At 72.6% G+C, this 20,193-nt stretch carries 17 protein-coding genes; 7 read left to right on the top strand and 10 right to left on the bottom strand.

Going from position 1 to position 20,193, the window contains the following annotated elements; genetic code table 11:
• Window positions 1-35: 35 nt before the first annotated feature.
• Window positions 36-836 (top strand): peroxide stress protein YaaA, encoded by an 801-nt coding sequence (gene yaaA, locus ABZ267_RS14330; RefSeq protein WP_356755085.1) that lies wholly within the window; start codon window positions 36-38, stop codon window positions 834-836.
• Window positions 837-948: 112 nt separating this feature from the next.
• Window positions 949-1,608: a bifunctional 4-hydroxy-2-oxoglutarate aldolase/2-dehydro-3-deoxy-phosphogluconate aldolase gene (eda, locus tag ABZ267_RS14325; RefSeq protein WP_356755083.1), complete on the top strand. Its 660-nt coding sequence runs from the start codon at window positions 949-951 to the stop codon at window positions 1,606-1,608.
• 5 nt (window positions 1,609-1,613) lie between these two features.
• On the opposite strand, the gene ABZ267_RS14320 is transcribed toward eda, so the two are convergent.
• From ABZ267_RS14320 to ABZ267_RS14305, 4 genes are read right to left on the bottom strand one after another with little or no spacing between them, the layout of a single operon-like run.
• A complete protein-coding gene (locus ABZ267_RS14320) occupies window positions 1,614-2,399 on the bottom strand; it encodes a sulfite exporter TauE/SafE family protein (RefSeq protein ID WP_356755081.1) in 786 nt (261 codons plus the stop codon).
• 16 nt (window positions 2,400-2,415) lie between these two features.
• Window positions 2,416-3,762 carry a bifunctional RNase H/acid phosphatase gene (locus ABZ267_RS14315; protein WP_356755079.1) on the bottom strand — a complete coding sequence of 449 codons (1,347 nt, stop codon included), beginning with the start codon at window positions 3,760-3,762 and terminating at the stop codon, window positions 2,416-2,418.
• Window positions 3,762-4,505, bottom strand: a complete 744-nt coding sequence (locus ABZ267_RS14310; RefSeq protein WP_199863101.1) for a C4-type zinc ribbon domain-containing protein — start codon at window positions 4,503-4,505, stop codon at window positions 3,762-3,764. The genes ABZ267_RS14315 and ABZ267_RS14310 overlap by 1 nt, the downstream gene beginning before the upstream one ends.
• Window positions 4,502-5,338: a Nif3-like dinuclear metal center hexameric protein gene (locus ABZ267_RS14305; protein WP_356755078.1), complete on the bottom strand. Its 837-nt coding sequence runs from the start codon at window positions 5,336-5,338 to the stop codon at window positions 4,502-4,504. Before ABZ267_RS14305 ends, ABZ267_RS14310 begins: the two co-directional genes overlap by 4 nt.
• 280 nt (window positions 5,339-5,618) lie before the next feature.
• Between ABZ267_RS14305 and ABZ267_RS14300 the strand changes: the two genes are divergently transcribed.
• The gene (locus tag ABZ267_RS14300) at window positions 5,619-6,890 is read left to right on the top strand and encodes a hypothetical protein (RefSeq protein WP_356755076.1); all 1,272 of its coding nucleotides are present in this window, start codon (window positions 5,619-5,621) and stop codon (window positions 6,888-6,890) included.
• Window positions 6,891-7,266: 376 nt separating this feature from the next.
• On the opposite strand, the gene ABZ267_RS14295 is transcribed toward ABZ267_RS14300, so the two are convergent.
• The 6 genes from ABZ267_RS14295 to ABZ267_RS14270 all read right to left on the bottom strand — a co-directional run bounded on the left by ABZ267_RS14295 (window position 7,267) and on the right by ABZ267_RS14270 (window position 15,567).
• Window positions 7,267-8,214 carry a 3-oxoacyl-ACP reductase gene (locus tag ABZ267_RS14295; RefSeq protein ID WP_356755075.1) on the bottom strand — a complete coding sequence of 316 codons (948 nt, stop codon included), beginning with the start codon at window positions 8,212-8,214 and terminating at the stop codon, window positions 7,267-7,269.
• Window positions 8,215-8,248: 34 nt separating this feature from the next.
• Entirely contained in the window at window positions 8,249-9,325 is a 1,077-nt protein-coding gene (locus ABZ267_RS14290) for a Zn-dependent alcohol dehydrogenase (RefSeq protein WP_356755073.1), read from the bottom strand.
• A gap of 55 nt (window positions 9,326-9,380) precedes the next feature.
• A complete protein-coding gene (locus tag ABZ267_RS14285) occupies window positions 9,381-10,238 on the bottom strand; it encodes a MaoC/PaaZ C-terminal domain-containing protein (RefSeq protein WP_356755071.1) in 858 nt (285 codons plus the stop codon).
• Window positions 10,239-10,434: 196 nt separating this feature from the next.
• A complete protein-coding gene (locus ABZ267_RS14280) occupies window positions 10,435-11,922 on the bottom strand; it encodes an MFS transporter (protein ID WP_356755069.1) in 1,488 nt (495 codons plus the stop codon).
• Between the two features lie 181 nt (window positions 11,923-12,103).
• Window positions 12,104-13,294, bottom strand: coding sequence for a lipid-transfer protein (locus ABZ267_RS14275; protein ID WP_356755067.1), 1,191 nt, complete (start codon window positions 13,292-13,294; stop codon window positions 12,104-12,106).
• Window positions 13,295-13,323: 29 nt separating this feature from the next.
• The gene (locus ABZ267_RS14270; protein ID WP_356755065.1) at window positions 13,324-15,567 is read right to left on the bottom strand and encodes an acyl-CoA dehydrogenase; all 2,244 of its coding nucleotides are present in this window, start codon (window positions 15,565-15,567) and stop codon (window positions 13,324-13,326) included.
• A gap of 213 nt (window positions 15,568-15,780) precedes the next feature.
• On the opposite strand from ABZ267_RS14270, the gene ABZ267_RS14265 reads away from it, so the two are divergent.
• From ABZ267_RS14265 to ABZ267_RS14250, 4 genes are all read left to right on the top strand, one after another.
• Window positions 15,781-17,355, top strand: a complete 1,575-nt coding sequence (locus ABZ267_RS14265) for an MFS transporter (protein ID WP_356755063.1) — start codon at window positions 15,781-15,783, stop codon at window positions 17,353-17,355.
• A gap of 27 nt (window positions 17,356-17,382) precedes the next feature.
• On the top strand, window positions 17,383-18,033 hold the full coding sequence (locus tag ABZ267_RS14260; protein WP_356755061.1) for a class I SAM-dependent methyltransferase: 651 nt from the start codon (window positions 17,383-17,385) through the stop codon (window positions 18,031-18,033).
• A 174-nt stretch (window positions 18,034-18,207) separates the two neighbouring features.
• A complete protein-coding gene (locus ABZ267_RS14255; RefSeq protein WP_356755059.1) occupies window positions 18,208-19,077 on the top strand; it encodes an N-acetylmuramoyl-L-alanine amidase in 870 nt (289 codons plus the stop codon).
• Window positions 19,078-19,276: 199 nt separating this feature from the next.
• A complete protein-coding gene (locus tag ABZ267_RS14250) occupies window positions 19,277-20,131 on the top strand; it encodes a hypothetical protein (protein WP_356755057.1) in 855 nt (284 codons plus the stop codon).
• Window positions 20,132-20,193 lie beyond the last annotated feature (62 nt).

Here is a 20,193-nt window from a genome sequence, read left to right as displayed (position 1 = left end):
GGGACCGCTCGTCGTGCGTACGAAGGAGAACCGCCGTGCTCGTGCTGTTGCCGCCCTCCGAAGGAAAGGCCGCTTCGGGGCGCGGGGCTCCGCTGAAGCCGGAGTCCTTGTCGTTGCCGGGGCTCTCCGAGGCGCGGGCGGCGGTGCTGGAGGAGCTGGTGGAGCTCTGCCAGGCCGACGAGGAGAAGGCCCGCGAGGTGCTCGGGCTGAGCGTGGGACTGCGCGGCGAGGTCGGGAAGAACGCCGGGCTGCGGACCGCCGGAACCCGGCCGGCCGGGGAGCTGTACACCGGTGTGCTGTACGACGCCCTCGACCTGGCCTCCCTCGACGCGGACGCCCGACGGCACGCCACGAAGTCGCTGCTGGTCTTCTCCGGACTCTGGGGCGCGGTCCGGATCGGCGACCGGATTCCGCCGTACCGCTGCTCGATGGGCGTCAAGCTCCCCGGCCTCGGCGCGCTCGGCGCGTACTGGCGCAAGCCCATGGAGGCCGTCATGCCCGAGGCCGCCGGGAACGGGCTCGTCCTGGATCTGCGGTCCTCGGCGTATGCGGCGGCCTGGAAGCCGAAGGGTGAGGTGGCCGCGCGGACGGCGAGTGTGCGGGTGCTCCAGTCGCAGATCGTGGACGGCGTGGAGAAGCGGTCCGTCGTCAGCCACTTCAACAAGGCGACCAAGGGCCGGATGGTCCGCGACCTGCTGTCGGCGGGAGCTCGGCCCAAGGGTCCGGCCGGACTGGTGGATGCGTTGCGGGATCTCGGGTACGCGGTGGAGGCCGAGGCTCCTGCGCGCGCCGGGCGGCCGTGGTCGCTCGATGTGGTGGTGACGGAGATCCACTGAGTCCTGGTGGAGATCCGTCGAGTCGTGGTGGCTGCGGAGATCCACCGCGTCGCATTGCATCCTCCGCAACGGGCGTTGCAGAGATCGCTCGTGGCGCGGCAGGATGGGACCCATGACCTCCTTCCCCGCCTCGCCGCCGCCCGCCGCTCCCTCCGACACCTCCGTCCTGGACCTCGCTCCGGTCGTCCCGGTCGTCGTCCTGCATGACGTGGCCGACGCCGTTCCGCTGGCGCGGGCGCTGGTGGCGGGCGGGCTGCCGGCGATCGAGGTGACGCTGCGGACGCCCGCCGCGCTGGAGTCGATCCGGGCCGTCGCCGCCGAGGTGCCGGGCGCGGTCGTCGGCGCGGGCACGGTCATCTCGCCGCAGCACGTACGGGACACCGTCGACGCGGGCGCCAGGTTCCTGGTCAGCCCGGGGTGGACGGACGCGGTGCTGGAGGCGATGGGGGAGTCCGGCGTGCCGTTCCTGCCGGGCGTCTCGACCACCTCCGAGGTGGTGGCCCTGCTGGAGCGCGGCGTGAGCGACATGAAGTTCTTCCCGGCCGAGGCGGCGGGCGGCACCGCCTATCTCCAGGCCCTCTCCGCCCCACTCCCCCAGGCCCGTTTCTGCCCGACCGGCGGCATCTCGCTCGCCTCCGCACCGGCGTACCTCGCTCTGCCGAACGTGGCGTGCGTGGGCGGCAGTTGGATGGTGCCGGGTGACGCGATCGCGGCGAAGGACTGGGACCGGGTGGCGCGGCTGGCGGCGGAGGCGGCCGCGCTCGGAGCGTAGAACCCTCAGCGCACGATCTGGATCGCGTACAGGCTTCCGATGCCCAGCGCCAGCACCCCCAGCAGCAGCCGCAACGCCGTTTCCGGCAGGCGGGGCTGGAGGCGCGCGCCGAGGTAGCCGCCGCACAGGCCGCCGAGGCCGCAGGCCAGGCCGAGCGTCCAGTACGGAGCGATGTCGCCGGTCGTGGTGAGGGAGAGCAGCGCGTACGTCCCCGCGCCGACGACCGAGGTCACGAAGGTGGCGGCCAGCGCGGCCGGCGCCACCTTCGTGACCGGCATCCCGCGCCCGACCAGGATCGGGCCGAGGAGCGAGCCGCCGCCGATCCCGTAGATCCCGCCGGCCACACCGACGGCCATGGCGAGACGGGTGATGGCGCGGGGTGAGGGTTCCCGGGCGGAGGCGGTGCGCGAGGCGCGGTGCAGCGTACGGAGGCAGAGCCAGCCGCCCAGTGGGAACAGCAGCACCGCGATCAGCAGCCGGAACACCGACGGGCCCGGCACCGCGAAGACCCGGATCACCGCGCCGACGACGACCCCGGGGACGGTGCCGAGGACCAGCAGCCGGGTCAGCGGGCCACGCAGGCCGCCGCTTTGGTGGTGGCGCAGCAGGGCGCCGGGACCGGCCACCACGTTGTAGAGCAGGTTGGTCGGCGTGACTGCCGGGCTCGGCACTGCGAGCACGCTGATCTGGACCGGCAGCAGGAACACCGCGCCGGACACTCCGACCGGAGCGGTCACCAGCGAGATCAGCAGCCCGGCGGTGAAGCCGAGCAGCCCGGTCCACCCGTCCATGGAGGTTCCGTGGCCGCTAGCGCAGGTGCGAGGTGTCGTTGAGCAGGCGTACGGAGGCGTTGCCGTCGCCGTAGTACGCGACCGTCGAGATCGAGGCCGCCGACAGCTCCATCCGGAACATCGACCGCGCCGGAGCCTCCAGCGCCAGCCGCACCAGCGTCTTGATCGGGGTCACGTGGGTGACGAGCAGGACCGTGCGGCCCGCGTACCGTGCGGTCAGCCGGTCCCGGGCGGCCGCGACCCGGTCGGCGACCTCCGTGAAGCTCTCGCCGCCGCCCGTCGGCGCGGTCTCCGGGTCCGCGAGCCAGGCCGTCAGGTCGTCCTCGTACCGCTCCCGTACCTCACCGAAGGTCAGCCCTTCCCACGCGCCGAAGTCGCTCTCGCGCAGGCCGTCCTCGATCCGGACGTCCAGGCCGAGGCGCTCGGCGACGGCGGCGGCCGTCTCGCGGCAGCGGCGCAGCGGTGAGCTGACGATCTCCTGGACGGTGCCGAGCGCGGCGAAGTGGACGGCGGCGCGGGCGGCCTGCTCGCGGCCGGTGGCGGAGAGTTCGGGGTCGGTGCCGCCGCTGCCGGAGAACCGCTTCTCGGGTGTGAGCGCCGTCTCGCCGTGCCGGAGCAGGACGAAGGTGGCGGGTGCGCCGAGGTCCGGGGCGGCGGACCAGCCGAGCTGAGGGGCCGGAGTGGCGACGGACGCGGATGCCGCTGCGGCCTCGGACCCGGCGATCGCGGTGACGTCGGTGGGCTCGGGCGATTCCGGTCCTTCGACCTCGAACAGCGTGCCGGCATCCGCCGTTCCGCCTCGCGCCGCCGCCAGCGCGGCCCGGGCCTTCGCCGCTCCCGCGACCGCGTCGCCGGGCGGGCCACGGTCGGGCAGCGGAGTGCGGGCCGGGGCGTCCAGCTCGGCGGTGGAGGTGGAGGCCTCCCACGGGCGGCCGTCGCGGCCCGCGTCCATCGCCTCGTTGGCGAGCCGGTCCGCGTGCTTGTTCTGCGCGCGCGGGATCCACTCGTACGTGACGGAGGACGGCGGCAGGATCGCGGCGGCCCGGGCCGCCAGCGGCTTCATGTCGGGGTGCTTGATCTTCCAGCGGCCCGACATCTGCTCGACCACCAGCTTGGAGTCCATCCGGACATGGACCTCCGGCGAGGCCCCCGCGTCCGGGAACAGCGCCTTCGCGGCCGTGAGACCGGCGATCAGGCCCCGGTACTCGGCGACGTTGTTCGTCGCGACGCCGATGCACTCGGCGGCCTCGGCGAGCGTCTCGCCGGTGGCCGCGTCGATGACGACGGCGCCGTAACCGGCGGGCCCCGGGTTGCCCCGGGAGCCGCCGTCGGCCTCGACCACCAGTCGGCGAACGGCGCTCATTACAGGCCCGACTCCGAGGTGCGGACCAGGATGCGGTGGCAGTTCTCGCAGCGCAGCACCGTGTCGGGGGACGCGGCCTTCACGTCGTTGACCTCGGTGATGTTCAGCTCCAGGCGGCAGCCCTCGCAGCGGCGCTGGTAGAGGCGTGCGGCGCCGACGCCGCCCTGCTGGGCGCGGAGCTTGTCGTACAGCTTCATCAGGTCGGCGGGGATGACCTCGGCGACGACCTGGCGGTCCTTGGTCACCGTGGCGATCTCGGCGTCCAGTTCGGCGGTGGCGGCGTCCCGGCGGGCGGTGGCGTCGTCGACCTTGGCCTGGACGGCGGAGACCCGCTCGGTCAGCTCGGTGACCCGCTCCTGGGCGGCCTCGCGGCGCTCCATGATCTCCAGGACGACGTCCTCCAGGTCTCCCTGGCGTTTGGCGAGCGAGGTGAGCTCGCGCTGGAGGCTCTCCAGGTCCTTAGGCGAGGAGACCGCGCCGGAGTCGAGGCGCTGCTGGTCGCGGACGGCGCGCTGGCGCACCTGGTCGACGTCCTGCTCGGCCTTGGTCTGCTCGCGGGTGGTGTCGCTCTCCTCGGTGGTGGAGGCGACCAGCAGGTCACGCAGCTGGGCGAGGTCGTTGCTGAGCTGCTCGATCTCGGCGTGCTCCGGCAGCGAGTTGCTCTTGTGGGAGAGCTGGGAGAGACGTACGTCGAGGGCCTGGACGTCGAGGAGTCGGATCTGGTCGGCGGGCGCGGCGTTCAGTTGGGGGCTCCAGAGGAATGGTGGGTGGTCCAGGGGTCGGTGACCTGCGTCGAGACATGGACCCGCAGGTCCCATCCGTGGCGGTCGGAAAGCGCGTCGAGCTGCGCGGCGGCCTGCTCGCACCAGGGCCACTCGGTGGCCCAGTGCGCGGCGTCGACCAGGCCGAGCGGCGAGTGCTGCACGGCCTCGGAGGCCGGGTGGTGGCGCAGGTCGGCGGTGAGGAAGGCGTCGACCCCGGCGGCTCGTACGGCGTCGAAGAGGCTGTCGCCGGAGCCGCCGCTGACAGCGACGGTACGGACGAGCGCGTCCGGGTCGCCGGCCAGCCGGATGCCCTGCGCGGTGGCGGGCAGCCGGGCGGCGGCGCGGGCGGCGAAGTCGGCCAGGGTCTCGGGGTGGTCGAGCTCGCAGATCCGGCCGAGTCCGCGCCGGCCGTGAGGGTCGGTGGGGTCCGGTACGAGGGGTCCGATGACGCGCAGGTCCAGGGCGCCGGCCAGCGCGTCGGAGACGCCGGGGTCGGCGGTGTCGGCGTTGGTGTGCGCGACGTGGAGCGCGATGTCGTGCTTGATGAGCGTGTGGACGACCTTGCCCTTGAAGGTGTCGGCGGCGACCGTCGTCGTCCCGCGCAGATAGAGCGGGTGGTGGGTGACGATCAGCTGGGCGCCGAGCTTCAGGGCCTCGTCGGCGATCTCGTGGACCGGGTCGACGGCGAACAGCACCCGGTCGACCTCGGCGTCCGGGTCGCCGCAGACCGTGCCGACCGCGTCCCATCCTTCGGCCCGCTCGGGGGGCCAGAGGGCGTCGAGGGCGGCGATGACTTCAGACAGACGGGGCACGGGAGAAAGGCTACCTGTCCGGGCAGGTCCGCCGCCCCTGGCCGCCGGACCTGTACGCCAGGACCGGCGGCCGGACACGAATCGTTACGTCAGCAGGTGGGGCCGGGAGCCCGGGCGGTTGCTCCAGCAGGTCGGCGCGGCTGCCGCCGTCAGCAGCACACCCACCGCCACCACCTCAGGAGAATCCGGGCATCACCACCCTTATGTGTGAAGTGCGGTGGCACGTGTTGTCCGGCAGGAAGTGCGAAAACTAGCTTGCGTAGCCGGAGGTGACGAGTCAATGACTGCCTGTGCCATCGAAGGCGGATCCGCCGGGGCCGCCACGACGGCGGATCCCGGCTCTGAAGAGTCCGGCGAGCCGGAGGAACCCGTCGGGGCGGCGGAGTCCGTCGAGCCGGAGGGTGCTGCCGCGCCCTGGGCCGAAGCGCCCACCGGCCCCGGCGCCTTCACGCTCACCGCGGACGGCGCCTACGCGGCCCGGCTGACGGCCGCGCCCGGCCCGCCCGGCGCGCAGCGGGCCTGGTATCCGGAGCGCTGGACGCTGGACGGGCCCGAGCCCTACGCCGTACCGCTGCCGCTCCACCAGCCCGAGGAGCCGGACGCTCAGGTGGTGCCGCTCGCCGACGGGCGCGTGCTGATCCGGCGGCGGGTGGCGGACCGGCAGATGTTCTCGCTGCTCTACCCGACCGGTCCCGCCACCGGCGAACTGGCCCTCGGCGCGGTCGAGTGCGACGGGATGACGTTGCTGCCGCCTTCGCCGGACGGCTCCAGCGTGTACGGCCTCTCCGCCGGCGACCACTCCTCGCTGCTGTGGCTGGTGGCCGGCGGCGCCTTCGGGCCGGAGCTGGTCGCGGAGATCCCGGGCCACTGCTCGGGCGGCGTCTGGCTGGACCGGGCGGGCCGGATGCTGGCCCTGGACCGGCGGCTGCCGGGCGGCGGGCCGGTCAAGGCGGTCGCCGTGGACCTGGAGCGGAACGGCGAGGTGACCCCGCTGCTCCAGATCACGCCTGCGAGCGATGACCGGCTGCTGCTGGCCGACCCGGACAGCGGCCTGCTGCTGATCCGCTCGAACGCTCCGGGCCACGACCGGCTCGGCTGGGGCGTCCTCGGCAGCTGCCTGCCCGTCCGCTTCCCGGAGTGCCTGCGGCAGGCGGATCTGGCGGTGACACCGTTCGCGGTACAGCCGGGACAGATGCTGATGCCGGAGAGCTGTGCCGTCGCGCTGCGGATCGACGGGCCGGCCGGGAGCTGGGTGGGCATCTGGCGTCCGCAGGGGCGTCGGCTGCACCAGCTCGCGGCGCCGGACGGCTGGTCGGCGGGGGCCGGGTACTGGAGCCGAGACGGCGTGCTGCACCTGCCGTACGCGAACGCCTCGACGCCTTGCGGTGTGGCGCTGCTGGACGCGCCGGGAGACGAGGAACCGCTTCCGGGGACGGCCGGAAAGGAGGGCGATACGAGTGGAACGGAACCGTCCGCCGCCGTCACCCCTCCTGTCGTGTGTAGGCCGGTTCCGTTGGGGCAGGCGCCTCTGCACCGAGCGGCGTCAACCTGACTAGACTCGGAGCCTGGGCTGCGCAGCCGTACCGGGCGGGCGCCGACGGTGACCGCGTCGGATGGCGGAGGCGGGGCCCGCGCACACGCACGTGAGACACAGGTAAGCGATCACAACGGGGTGACTTCCCACATGTCTGAAGCCCGCACCGACACGATTACGCCGCGTACGCCGGGGGGCGACGCGGAAGGCGACGGGACCGGCGGTTCCGGCAAGCACCGAGGGGGTGCGTCGATGGAGAACACGTCGGTGCAGCCGCACGGACGCCACCGCAGGCCCGCCCAGGAGGAATCCCGGGCGGCCTGAGGCCGTAGCGCAGCGAGGAGAGGGGCCCGGTACGGCTGTTCGGCCGTACCGGGCCCCTCTCCGTCCGTCCCTACTCCCGCTTGAGGCCCAGCACTTCGGCCGCCGCGAAGGTCTCGCCGCGTGGCCGGTCCGCGTAGTACGGAGTGATCAGCTCGTCCAGCTCGGCGAAGGTGAACGTCTCCTTCGCCGCGTCGAACTTGGCCGCCACCTTGGGCCGTTCGACGATCGCGACCATGCCTCCGTGGACGACGAGCAGCTGTCCGTTGACTCCGGCCGCAGCCGGTGAGGCCAAGTAGCCGACGAGCGGCGAGACATGCTCGGGAGCCAGTGCGTCGAGAGTGCCGTCGGCCGGTTCCTGGAAGCCCGCGAAGACGTCCTCGGTCATCCGGGTCCGGGCGCGCGGGCAGATGGCGTTGGCGGTGACGCCGTACTTGGCGAGAGCCGGCGCGGTGGAGGTGGTCAGGCCGACGATCCCGCCTTTGGCCGCAGCGTAGTTGGGCTGTCCGGCCGAGCCCGCGAGGTACGCCTCCGAGGAGGTGTTCACGATCCGCCCGTAGACCGGGCCGCCCACCTCCTTGGAGCGGGAGCGCCAGTGGGCGGCGGCGAAGTGAATGGTGTTGAAGTGGCCTTTGAGGTGGACGCGGATGACCGCGTCCCACTCGTCCTCACTCATCGAGAAGATCATCCGGTCGCGCAGGATGCCCGCGTTGTTGACCAGGATGTCGAGCTTTCCGTAGGTGGAGACCGCCAACTCGACGAGCTCCCGCGCCTGTTCGTGGTCGGAGACGTCTCCGAGGTGGGCGGTGGCCCGGCCGCCTGCCGCGCGGATCTCGGCGGCGACCTCCTCGGCGGGCGCCGCCGACGCCTCGCCCGATCCGTCGCGGCCGGGCTGCCCGTAGTCGTTGACGACGACGGCCGCGCCGAGCCGGGCCAGCTCCAGCGCCTCGGCGCGGCCGAGACCGCGGCCGGCGCCGGTGACAATCGCGGACAGCCCGTCCAGCGGGAGGGGAAGTGACATGGCATTCCTCAACGTCGTTGTTCAGGGACCGGGTTCAGAGCTGGATGCAGGTACGCAGCGATCGGCCGGTCCGCATCTGGTCCAGCGCGTCGTTGACCTCCTCCAGCCGGACCCGGTGCGTGATCATCGACTCCAGGTCGATCCGGCCCGCCCGCCAGAGCGCGATGGCCCGCTCGTAGGAGCGCAGCACGTCCCCGCCGCCGTACATCGACGGCAGGATGCGCTTCTCGTCGAAGAACAGCTCGAACATGTTGACCTGGAAGTGGTCGTCCATCGCTCCGGCGCCGACGACGCAGAGGGTGCCGCCGCGGCGGGTGTGCTCGTAGGCGGTACGGGCGGTGGCGGACTTGCCGACGACCTCGAAGACGTAGTCGAAGCCCTCGCCGCCGGTGATGCGCTGCTTGGCGTCGGTTAGTTCGTCAGGAGCGACCGCCTCCGTGGCGCCGAAGCGGAGGGCGGCCTCGCGGCGGGAGGCGACCGGGTCGACGGCGACGATCTGGGCCGCGCCCTGGACGCGGGCGCCTTGGATCGTGGAGATGCCGACGCCGCCGCAGCCGATGACGGCGACCGACGAACCGGCTTCCACCTTCGCCGTGTTGATGGCCGCGCCGAGGCCGGTGGTGACGCCGCAGCCGATCAGGGCGGCGATCTCGAACGGGACGTCGTCCGGGATCGGCACCGCGCAGCCCGCGCCGACGACGACCTCCTCGGTGAAGGTGCCGGTGCCCGCGAAGCCGAAGACGTCACCGCCGGGACGCCGGAAGTTGGGCGTGCCCGCGTTCATGAAGCCCGCGAGGCAGAGCTGGGTCTGACCGCGCTTGCAGGACGGACAGGCCCCGCAGGCGGGCAGCCAGCAGACGAGGACCCGGTCGCCGGCGCTCAGTCCGCTCACTCCCTCACCGACGTCGACCACCTCGCCCGCGCCCTCGTGGCCGGGAATGAAGGGAGCGGGCTGCGGGAGGATGCCGCTCATCGCGGAGACGTCGGAGTGGCAGAGGCCGGTGGCCCGGATGCGGAGCTTGACCTTTCCGGGGCCGAACCCCACCGCCTCGACGTCGTCGAGGACTTCCAGCTTCTCCTGGCCTATCTCGTGCAGTACGGCTGCGCGCATGGGTACGGCTCCCGTCGAATCGGCTGCCAAAGGTTGCTGCTGGGTTCAGGAGTGCTCAGGAGTGTTCGACGAGCGTGTCCGCGAGGACCGGTGCGTCGTCCCGTTCGGCGGCGGTGACCGCCACCTGGACCCGTCCGTCCTCGGCCGACCACATCCGGATGCGGAGGGTCTCGCCGGGAAAGACGATTCCGGCGAAGCGGGTGCGGTAGGCGGTGATACGGGACACGTCACCGTCCAGCAAGGTGTCGGTGACGGCCTTGAGCACCATCCCGTACGTGCACAGCCCGTGCAGGATCGGCCGGTCGAAGCCGGCCAGCTCGGCGAAGGCCGGGTCGGCGTGGAGCGGGTTCCAGTCGCCGGAGAGGCGGTAGAGCAGCGCCTGGTCCTCGCGGATCGGGCGCTCCACCGTGCGGTCCGGCGTACGGTCGGGCACGGCGAGGCGGTCGGAGGGCCCGCGCTCTCCGCCGAAGCCGCCTTCTCCTCGTACGAAGATCTGCGCGTCGTTGGTCCAGAGCGGACCGTCCTCGTCGCTCGCCTCGGTCCGCAGCACGATGACGGCGGCCTTGCCCTTGTCGTACACCGCCGCGACCTCCGAGGTCTGGACGGCCCGGCCGGTGACGGGGATCGGCCGGTGGACGCGTACGGACTGGCCGCCGTGGAGGACGGCGGCGAGGTCCACGTCGATCCCGGGCGCGCCCATCCCGCCGAACGCGGCCGTTCCCGCGCCCGCGACGGTGGCGAAGCTCGGCAGCACCTGGAGCCGGGACTCCAGCGTGTAGCGCAGCTCGTCCGGGTCGGTGGCGGGCGTGCCGGCGCCGAGGCCCAGGTGGTAGAGCTGGACGTCCTTGTGGTTCCAGGCGATCTCGGCCCGGCGGGGGTCGGCGGCGAGGGCCGCTGAGGCATCGATGGGCATGGCGAAGCCGCTCCTTGACGGTGAGGGACCGACGGTGGGAGACCTCGGTGCGGCCTGTCCGCACCGCCGACCGCACCGAGGCCGTGCGGGGACCGGCAGAGCGGGCCGTTCTAGAACGCGTTCTAGCCGATGGCCCATGTATAGCTCAGTGCAAGGAAGTTAGGAAGACTGCTGACGTGCTGTCAGATCGAGCGGTTCAGACCCGCTCCTGTGGCTGCACCTTCGCCGCCGCCTCCTCCTCCCGTACGCGAGGCGTCCGGTGGTTGGGCAGCCACGCCAGCATCACGACCACTCCGACCAGCAGCACTCCGCATGCCGTACGGAACGCCGTCGCGTACCCGGCGGTGACCTCGGCCGCCTCCACCGAGCCAGCCGTACGGGCGGCGGCGACCGTGGAGAGCACCGCGAGGCCGAGCGCGCCGCCCATGGTGCGGGAGGTGTTGACCAGGCCGGAGACGAGTCCGGCGTCGCCGGAAGCCGCGCCGGAGGTGGCGAGGGTGGCCAGCGGCGTTGAGGCGAGTCCGGCGCCGGCCATCATCAGGACGCCGGGCAGGCAGATCGCGGTGAGGTAGGAGCCGTCGACGCCCATGGTGGACTGCCAGCCGAAGCCCGCGGCGGTGATCAGCACTCCGGCGACGGCCAGGCTCTTGGCTCCCGTACGGACCATGATCCGAGGCGCGATCTTGGAGCCGAGGATGACGGCGGCCGAGGTCGGCATCAGCGCGAGGCCTGCCTGCAACGGCGTGTAGCCGAGCACGTTCTGCGCGTAGACGGTCATGAAGTACCACATGGAGAAGGTCGCCGACCCCATGAGGAACATCGACACATTGGCCGAGGAGACCGCCCGTACGCCGAACACCCGCAGCGGGACCAGCGGAACCGCCGTCCGCGCCTCGACCAGGACGAACGCGGCGAGCAGCACCACTCCGGACAGCAGCGGTACGAGCGTGGCGGCGGCCGTCCAGCCCACCGCCTCGGTCTGGACGATGCCGTACGCGACGGTGGCGAGGCCCGCGGTGACCAGGACGGCGCCCAGCAGGTCGATGCGGCGGCGGTCGCCCGCGCGGCCCTCGGTGATCCACAGGGCAGCGGCGACCAGGACGAGCGCGCCGATCGGCACGTTGATGAGGAGGACCCAGCGCCAGGAGAGAGCGTCGGTGAGGACTCCGCCGATGAGCCCGCCGGCCGCGCCGCCGCCCGCGCCGACCGCCATCCAGGTCGCTATCGCCTTGGTCCGGGCCGGGCCCTCGGGAACGGCGGCGGTGAGGATGGTGAGCGTGGCGGGAGCCAGGACGGCGGCTCCGAGGCCTTGCGCGGCACGGGCCGCGAGGAGCTGCCAGCCTTCCTGCGCGAGGCCGCCCGCGAGGGAGGCGGCGGTGAAGACGCCGAGGCCGACGAGGAACATCCGCTTCCGGCCGTAGATGTCGGCGGCCCGCCCGCCCAGCAGCATGAACCCGGCGAACGCGATCGAGTAGGCGTTGACGACCCACTGGAGCGCGCTGTGGCTCAGCCCGAGGTCGGTGCGCATGGAAGGCAGCGCCACGTTGACCACGGACACGTCGAGGACGACGAGGAACTGGCCGGTGCAGGCGGCGAGCACGACGGCCCACGCGCCGGTGGGTATGCGGGAACGGGAGGTGCGGGTGGTGGGCGCGGGGGCCGGGACGTCTGCCATGCCGGTCATGGTCGCAGGTGGTGGATGCCCCGTACATCGGGTATCGGTCGGAGATCGGGGATCCGGGCCGTCCTAGGTCCGAAGTCCCGGCCTCCGCGCCTCTTGCCGCCGCCGTACCGACCTCCGGCCCCGGGCGACCCCAGCTCAGCAACCCTGTCCTCCGGCCCCCGTGGACAAGCACGCCGGGCCCTCACCTCCGCAGCAGCGTCACCACCGCCGCGCCGCCCAGCCCGATGTTGTGGGCCAGCCCGGTACGCGCACCCGGGACCTGGCGCGGGCCCGCCTCGCCGCGCAGCTGCCAGGTCAGCTCGGCGACCTGAGCGATCCCGGTCGCGCCGAGCGGATGCCCCTTGGAGATCAGCCCGCCCGACGGATTCACCACCCACCGACCGCCGTACGTCGTGGCCCCGGACTCCACGAGCTTGCCGGACTCGCCTTCGCCGCAGAGCCCGAGCGCCTCGTAGGTGAGCAGCTCGTTGATGGAGAAGCAGTCGTGCAGCTCGATCACGTCGAGATCGCCAGGACCGAGGCCGCAGGCCGCGTACACCTGCTCGGCGGCGGCCCGGGACATCGGCGCGCCGACCGCGTCGATGCAGGTGCCGGAGGCGAAGGAGGCGTCGGTGTCGGTGGTCATGGCCTGGCCGGCGATCTCCACGGCCCGCTCTTCCAGGCCGTGCCGCTCGGCGAACCGCTCGGAGACAACCACGGCCGCCGCCGCGCCGTCGGAGGTGGGTGAGCACTGGAGTCTGGTGAGGGGGTCGTGGACGGTACGGGCGGCGAGGACCTCCTCCACCGTGTACGGGTCCTGGAACTGGGCGTACGGGTTGTGCGCCGAGTGGCGATGGTTCTTGGCCCCGACCGCCGCGAGCTGCGCGGGCGTGGTCCCGTACCGCCGCATGTGCTCGCGGGCCGCGTTGCCGAAGAGCTGCGCGGTGGGCGGGGACGCCTCGAAGCCGTGGGCGGCGGCCATGATCCCGTAGTGCCTAGCGACGGGCGAGGCCGCGAAGTCGCCGCCGTCTTTCGTGCCGCCGCCGAGTGAGCCCCGGGCCATCTTCTCGAAGCCGACGGCGAGGACGCAGTCGCCGCCGCCTCCTTCCACGAACTGCCGGGCCAGCATCAAGGCGGTGGAGCCGGTGGCGCAGTTGTTGTTGACGTTGTAGACGGGCACGCCGGTGAGACCGAGTTCGTAGACGGCCCGCTGTCCGGCGGTGGAGGCCTGGAAGCAGTAACCGACGGGAACCTGTTCGACCTGCTCGTACCGGACGCCCGCGTCCTCCAGCGCGGCGGTGCCCGCCTCGCGGACCATGTCGCCGTAACTCCAGTCGCGGGTCTCGGGCTTCTCGAACTTCGTCATGCCGACGCCGACGATGTAGGCCTTCATGTTCCGACTCCTCTTCTACGTTCCCGTGGTCAGTCCCGGGGCAGGCCGAGGATCCGCTCGGCGACGACGTTCAGCTGGATCTGCGTGGTGCCGCCGGCGATGGTCAGGCAGCGGGACATCAGGAAGCCGTGCAGGGCCCGTTCACCGGCCTCCGGTTCGTCCACCGCAGCTGCCGGGCCGAGGAGTTCGAGCGTCAGCTCGGCCACCTTCTGCTGGTGGACGGTCTGGACGAGCTTGCGCACCGAGGCTCCGGCGCCCGGTTCGCGGCCGGAGACCTGCTGGAGCGTGGTGCGCAGCCCGATGCAGGCGAGCGCGTGGGCCTCGGCGGCGAGCGCGCCGATCCGGGTACGGGTCACGTCACCGGTCTCCGCCGACCGGACGATCAGCGCTTCGAGGCCGCTGTCGAAGGTCATCTGGTCGGCCATGTGGACGCGTTCGTTGCCGAGCGTGTTCCGGGCGACGCGCCAGCCGCCGCCGACCTCGCCGACGACGGCGTCGGCGGGCAGCAGCACGTCGTCGAAGTAGACCTCGTTGAAGAGCGATTCGCCGGTGATCTCCTTCAGCGGGCGGATGTCGATGCCTCGGGCCGTCTTCATGTCGACCAGGAAGTAGGTGAGCCCTCGGTGCTTCGGCGCGTCCGGGTCGGTGCGGGCGAGCAGGATGCCGTGGTCGGCGGTGCGGGCGGCGCTCGTCCAGACCTTCTGCCCGGTGATCCGCCAGCCGTCGGCGGTCCGTACGGCACGGGTGCGCAGCGCGGCCAGGTCGGATCCGGCGTCGGGTTCGGAGAAGAGCTGGCACCACTGGAGGTCGCCGCGCAGGGTGGCCGGCAGATAGCGGTCCCGCTGCGCGTCGGTTCCGTACGCGATGAGCGACGGCACGACCCAGGTAGCGATGGAGAGGTCGCTGAGCCGGATGGACTGTTCGCTCAACTCCTGCTGGATGGCGAGCTGTTGTACGGGTCCGGCGCCCAGTCCGTACGGAGCCGGCAGGTGCGGGGCCGCGTAGCCGGTGGCGGCGAGGGCTCGGCGGGCCTCGCGCGGGGCCAGGCCTCGGGCGGCGGCGAGGTGCGGGCGGGCCTCGGCGCGGTGGCGGTCGGCCTCGGGCGGTAGTTCCAGGGCGAGTTCGCGGCGGGCGCCGGCCTCGGCGAGGCGGACGGCGCGCAGGTGGTGGCTGCCGGAGGCGCCGAGGAGCTGGCGGGCGAGGACGGCCCGGCGTAAGGAGAGGTGAGCGTCGTGCTCCCAGGTGAAGCCGATGCCGCCGAGGACCTGGATGGTGTCCTTGGCACAGCTGTACGCGGCCTCCGGCGCGGTGGCGGCGGCGAGCGCGGCAGTGAGCGCACGTGCCTCGGCCCCGGCCTCCTCGTCGGCGGCGCGGGCCGCGTCCCAGGTGAGGGCTCGGGCCTGTTCGAGGCGGACGAGCATGTCGGCGCAGAGGTGCTTGACGGCCTGGAACGCGCCGATGGGCCGCCCGAACTGCTCGCGTACGGCGGCATGTTGGACGGCCATGTCCAGGCTCCGGGCTGCGGTGCCGCAGGCGTCGGCGGCGAGGAGGACGGCGGCCAGGTCGCGGACGAGGCCGGGGTCGCCTACCGGCAGAGCGCGGTGCGCCGGCACGAGGACGGCGTCGGCCCGCACGTCCGCCGTCGGCCGGGTCGGATCGACGCTGCGGTGCGGGCGCACGGTGAGCCCGCCGGCCCCGGCGTCCACGAGGAACCAGCGCTCGCCGTCGGGCGTGGCGGCGGGCAGGAGCAGCAGGTCGGCCGCCTCGGCGGAGAGGACGGGCGGCGCGGTGCCGTCGAGGCGGTGGCCGGTGGGGATGGGCGTGGCGGTGAGGGTGCCGGAGGTGAGGGCGAGGGCGGCGGTACGGTCTCCGGCGGCGATGGAGCGGAGCAGCTCGCCGGTCCCGGAGCCGGCCTGATCGGCAAGACACCGCCCGGCCTCAGACCCCACCACCCGGCCGAGCACCGCCCCCACCAGCACGGTCGCGAGATACGGCCCCGGCAGCGACCCGTACGCGGCCTCCTCCACCACCACCGCCAGGTCCAGAACACCGCCGCCTCCTCCCCCGTACTCCTCGGGCAGATGGATCCCGGTCAGCCCCTGCCCGGCGAGCGCCTTCCAGTGCGCGGGGCGCACGCCGCACGGAGCCGAGCCCTCCGCGTCGAGGAGTCTGCGCACCTCACCGGACGGTACGGCCCGTGCCAGCCAACCGCGTACGGAGTGCGCCAGCGCGCGGTGCTCTTCGGTGATGCCGATACCCGTGCCGATGCGCATGCGGATCCTCGCCGGTCGCAGCCGTTGGAACGGCGCAAGAGTAGAACACGTTCCACTTGGACGGAAGAGCTGACGGTCAATCAGAAAAGGTCGGCGGGTCCGAGCCCGGGAGGCCGGCGGACGCGATCCGGAATAGGACACCACCGGGAATCGTTCACCATGCACACACTTGGGGGGAGCCCGGGTGGTCGAGGCTGCCCGGAGGCCCCACGGATGCGACGGACGAAACAGATACGGCACGCGGAAGAGCCGCCCGAACCGCCGAAAGCACGGTCAGGACCCATCGTGCCGGTCCTCGCCTTCGCGGGGATCACCGTCGCGGTCATGCAGACCCTGCTCGTCCCGGTCATCAAGGACCTGCCGGTCCTGCTGAGCACCGACGCGGCGAACGCCACCTGGGTGATGACCGCGACCCTGCTGGCGGGCGCCGTATCGACGCCGATCATGGGCCGGCTCGGCGACCTGTACGGCAAGCGCCGGATGCTGCTCGCCTCGCTCGCCGTCATGGTGATCGGCTCGCTGGTCTGCGCGTCCACCGATGACCTGGTCGTGATGATCATCGGGCGCGCGCTCCAGGGCTTCGCCATGGGCGCCATCCCGCTCGGCATCGGCATCATGCGCGACGAGCTGCCGCGCGAGAAGCTCGGCTCGGCGATGGCGCTGATGAGCTCGTCGATCGGTGTCGGCGGCGGCCTCGCGCTGCCCGCCGCCGCACTCGTCGCCCAGCACGCCGACTGGCACGTCCTCTTCCTCGGCTCGGCCGGGCTCGGCGTGCTCGCGATGGCACTCACGTACGCGCTCGTCCCCGAACCTCCACTCCGCGCTCCCGGCACTTTCGACCACATCGGCGCGTTCGGCCTCTCGCTCGGCCTGGTCCTCCTGCTCCTTCCGATCACCAAGGGCGGCGACTGGGGCTGGGCCTCGGCGCCGACCCTCGGGCTGCTCGCCGCGTCGGTCGCCGTCCTGGTGCTGTGGGGCCTGTTCGAGCTGCGTACGCCGGCGCCGCTGGTCGACCTGCGCACCACCGCACGCCGCGAGGTGCTGCTCACCAACCTGGCCTCGATCATGGTCGGCGTCGCCTTCTACGCGGTCTCCCTGGTCCTGCCGCAACTGCTCCAGCTGCCCGCCTCCACCGGCTACGGCCTCGGTCGGTCCATGGTGGTCGCCGGGCTCTGCGTGGCCCCGCTGGGCGTGACGATGATGTTCGTCGCGCCGCTCTACGCCCGGATCTCGGCCCGCCGGGGCCCCAAGGCCACACTGATGCTCGGGATGCTGATCATCGCGATCGGCTACGGTGCCGGGCTCGGGCTGCTCAGCGCCGCCTGGCAGACCGTGCTGATCGCGGTGGTGCTCGGCGCCGGGATCGGCCTCGCCTACTCCTCGCTGCCCGCTCTGATCATCGGCGCCGTCGACCCGTCGGAGACCGGCGCGGCCAACGGGCTCAACACCTTGATGCGGTCCATCGGTACGTCGGTGTCGAGCGCGGTCATCGGCATGGTGCTGGCCGACACCTCGGTGCGGATGGGGTCGGTGGAAGTGCCGTCGATGGAAGGGTTCCGGATCTCGTTCCTGATCGCCACGGGAGCGGTGCTGGTGGGCCTGGTGCTGGCGGCGTTCCTGCCGTCGCAGCGGCCGTCGGGCCATCCGGTACTGCTGGCGAGCAGCACGGACAGCGGACCGGCTCCGGTCGCCGCTCCGGCCTCCGCCTCCACCATCGTCGTCCCGGCCGGTCCCGCCCCCGCCGAGAGCGCCGGCCGGACCGTACGGCACGATAAGGCGCTGCCCTGAGCCGACCCGTCCCACCTGGAGGAACCCGTGACCGTCGCCGCCGCTCCCTCCCCGGACGTGCTCGCCGCGTTCGAGGCCGCCAAGGGTTTCATGCCGGTCCACGAGGGGCTCGCGCTGTACGCGGCCGCCACCGAGGCCGGCGCGCTGGGGCTGCCGCTGCTGGAGGTGGGCACGTACTGCGGGCGCTCCACCATCCTGCTGGCCGACGCGGCCCGGACGGCCGGGGTCGGCGCGCTCACGGTGGACCACCACCGGGGCAGCGAGGAGCAGCAGCCGGGCTGGGAGTACCACGACCCGAGCGTGGTGGACCCGGAGACCGGGCTGATGGACACGCTGCCGACGTTCCGCCGGACCGTGCACCGGGCGGGCCTGGAGGAGCACGTGGTGGCGCTCGTCGGCCGGTCTCCGCAGGTAGCGGCGGTCTGGGCCGGTCCGCTCGGCCTGGTCTTCATCGACGGCGGGCACACCGACGAGCACGCGACGGCCGACTACGAGGGCTGGGCCCCGCACGTCGTCGAAGGCGGCTTCCTGGTGATCCACGACGTCTTCCCGGACCCGGCCGACGGCGGCCAGGCCCCGTACCGGGTGTACCGGCGGGCGCTGGCATCGGGCGCGTTCACCGAGGTCTCCGTGACGGACTCGCTGCGCGTGCTGCGGCGCACGGGCGCGAGCGTCTGAGGCGTACCGGGGCACGTCACTCCCGATACGGGCACGGGCGTCTGAGGCGTACCCGGGGCACGTCACTCCCGTACAGGCGCGGTGGTCTGAGGCATACCCGGGCACACCACTCCCGCACAGGCGCGGTGTTCTGAAGACCGGGGCCCTCCCGCCCGTACGGATAGCATCGCCCGCGTGCCGTACGACGACAGCGTTCCCCCCACCCGCCGCGCCCGTCCGCCCCTCGCGGCCGCCGCGCTGGCCGCACTCTGCCTGACGACGATCACCGGATGCGGCGGCGGCGCGGACACGGCGGACGGAGCGGGCGCGAAGGCCTCCGCCTCCGAGTCGCCCAGCCCGAAGCCCTCTCCCACCGCCTCACTCCCCCAAGGCCCGCTGACCGGCAGGACCGTGGTGATCGACCCGGGCCACAACCCGCGTAACGGCGAGCACACCAAGGAGATCAACGAGCAGGTCGACATCGGGACCGGCCGCAAGGAGTGCGACACGACCGGCACGTCGACGGACGCCGGTTACGCGGAGGCCCGCTTCACTCTCGATGTGTCGCACCGGCTGCGGGAGTTGCTCCAGGCGCAAGGGGCCCGGGTCCTGCTGACGCACGACGACGACCGGCCGTTCGGGCCCTGTATCGACGAGCGGGCCCGGATCGGCAACGAGGCGAAGGCCGACGCGGTGGTCTCGGTGCACGCGGACGGCTCGGCGGTGGGCAACCGGGGCTTCCATGTGATCCTGCCGGCGGCGGTGAAGGGCGGCGGGGCGGACACCTCGAAGATCGTGAAGAGTTCGGCCGATCTCGGGGCCCGTATCGCCGGCCATTTCGTCCGCACGACCGGAAGCGCGCCTTCCAACTACATCGGCGGCGGTACCGGTCTGGACACCCGTGACGATCTCGGCGGACTGAATCTGTCGACCGTGCCCAAAGTCTTCGTGGAATGCGGCAATATGCGTGACCCGAAGGACGCGGCCCTGCTCACCGACGCGAGTTGGCGGCAGAAGGCGGCCCGGGGGATGGCGGACGGCATCGCCGCTCACCTGAAGGGGTAGGTCTGCCCGGCGGGAAGGGGTGGGTCTGCGGGGATATTGGGGGGATAACTGTTCAAGAACCGGGCTCGGACGCAACCCGCCCGGTCAGACGATAGATTCATCCGTACGATGGGGAGCCACCCCCGAGCTTCATGCCGTGCCCGCCGCACAGGCGGCAGCGACGACCGCCCCGACGAGACGACCGACTAAGGACCTTCACGTGAATATCCGCTCCCTCACTCGAGGCGACGGCGTGGTGATCGGAGCAGCGGTCGTGCTGTTCATCGCCTCTTTCCTCGACCTCGCCGGCTACGACTGCCCCTCCGGCGTGGACTGCTCCCGGTTCAACAGCCCGAACGCCTGGGACTCGCTCGGGCTCCTGATGAGCGTCTTCCTCGCCGGCATCATCGGCGCGGCGCTGGTCATCCTCGGCCGGCTGGCGCCCCGCAAGGTCGTGGGGCTCGACCTCGGCCAGTTCGGAACCGCGTTCACCGTCTTCGCGCTGTGGACCGCCTTCTGGACGATCATCGACGTCAGCGACGCCGGCGCCGGCCTGATCCTGGGCCTGCTGGGAACGCTCGTGCTCGCCGCCGCCACGGTCGCCGGCCCGTTGGTCCCCGCACTCAAGGCCCCGCTCGTCGGAGCTCCGAAGCCGCCGCAGGCCGTACAGCCGCCGTACGGTGGCCAGCCGAACCAGGGCTACGGCTACCCGGGCGCCCAGCAGCAGCCCTACGGCGGCCAGCAGAGCCAGGGCTACGGCTACCCGGGCGCGCAGACCGGTGGCCAGCCGGGTCAGCCGGGTCAGCCCGACCCCGCGCAGGTGCAGGCCGCCCAGGCCCAGCAGTCCGCTCCGCAGGGCGGCGCGGCTCCGGCGGGCGACTTCACTCCGTTCTGGTTCGCCGTTCCGGTGGCCCGCCCGCTGTACGGCGAGGACGGCGCGCCCAACCCGATCGCCGAGCTGGCGCCGGGCACCTGGTACCTCGCGGTCGAGCAGCGCGGTCAGGGCCTCATCGCCCAGACGCAGGACGGCCGTCGCGGTGTGCTCCAGGACACCACGGGCATCCAGCGCGGCTGATCCCGTACGCGTGACGGCAGCGGTCCCTCGCCCTTCCGGGCGGGGGGCCGCTGCCGTACAGT

This window comes from Streptomyces sp. NPDC006174 (genome assembly GCF_040614075.1).
In the GTDB taxonomy this organism is placed as follows: Bacteria; Actinomycetota; Actinomycetes; order Streptomycetales; family Streptomycetaceae; genus Streptomyces.
This window is presented reverse-complemented; position numbering and strand designations above follow the sequence as displayed.